The sequence below is a fragment of the Oleiphilus sp. HI0125 genome, from assembly GCF_001635355.1.
The window spans coordinates 1-999 of sequence record NZ_LWGF01001210.1; the positions used below are offsets into that span (position 1 = coordinate 1).

2 protein-coding genes are annotated in these 999 nt (G+C 40.9%); both read right to left on the reverse strand.

What is annotated here, in order from left to right; genetic code table 11:
* Positions 1 to 209: 209 nt before the first annotated feature.
* Entirely contained in the window at positions 210 to 527 is a 318-nt protein-coding gene (locus tag A3762_RS21095; protein WP_068754269.1) for a ComEA family DNA-binding protein, read from the reverse strand.
* A gap of 195 nt (positions 528 to 722) precedes the next feature.
* Positions 723 to 944 carry a SlyX family protein gene (locus A3762_RS21100; protein ID WP_068754271.1) on the reverse strand — a complete coding sequence of 74 codons (222 nt, stop codon included), beginning with the start codon at positions 942 to 944 and terminating at the stop codon, positions 723 to 725.
* Positions 945 to 999 lie beyond the last annotated feature (55 nt).

Sequence of the window (999 nt, forward strand, 5' to 3'; positions counted from 1 at the left end):
TCATTACAGTGGTTTTACTAGGGCTTTTTTATTTTTATTTGAGCTTCGCGGCAGAGTTGTTTCTAGCGCAAGATCCTTCGGGCATTCAAGGTATCGGACCTCGATTCTGGCAAATTGGGCTCAGATTCTCTGATCTTGATTAGGGCGTTTGTATAAAATATTGTGGGTCAGAGTACTTTTACTCTGACCCCGGTTTCTTGTAGCTTAGATTACTTAGCTACAATCAAGTGCTTGTTCTTTTCTAAAATGCTTTTTCCAATTCCTTTTACTTCCTTAAGTTCCTCGACGTCGTGAAATGGGCCGTAGCTCTTTCGATATTGAATAATCGCTTCAGCTTTTTTCAGCCCGATTCCTTTTAAATTGCTGGCAATCGTTTGGGCGTCGGCTTCGTTGATATTTACAGGTGCTTGAACGGAGGTTTCTGAGGCTTGGTTTGCTTCTTGTGCATAAGCAACCGAGCTGTGTAAAAGCACAACGGCTAAAAGGCTGGCTAAGACAAGTGAAATAAAGGTTTTGATTTTAAACATAACTGCTCCTTGTTAAATGACACATGGAGCGCTTTTACCGATCGGTAAAGAGTTGAGTAGAATCCGTCTACGTATGTGGTCGCTTCCATGCGCGATAGAGTGTATTAAATGCACTAATGATTTGTAAATCGAAATCTTTGGTGTCTGGCTAATTTGAGATGTCCACAAGATCGTGAGTTATGAAATATTAGTGTATCAATAATGCGGAGGTGGTGGTTCTGGGGCGTTATCTTCATTGCCCGATTTCATTTCGTTTAGGCTTTGTTTTAGCACCTTATTTGCGGTCCATAAATCTTGAATATCGCGGCTTTGCTTTGTGACAATCTGATTTAGTGTGTCTATCGTATCGTCCTGAAATGCAAGCTTCATCTCGAGCTCTTCGAGTTTATGCGTTAGCTGTTTTAAAGAAAGTGACATATCCGCTTCTGTGCTGGTAAATGAATGCGCGAAGTATATGGCTTATCACTTTACT

Excerpts from the sequence above, each read along its gene's own strand:
- A3762_RS21095 (WP_068754269.1), bottom strand. The coding sequence starts at position 527 with ATGTTTAAAATCAAAACCTTTATTTCACTTGTCTTAGCCAGCCTTTTA.
- A3762_RS21100 (WP_068754271.1), bottom strand. The coding sequence starts at position 944 with ATGTCACTTTCTTTAAAACAGCTAACGCATAAACTCGAAGAGCTCGAG.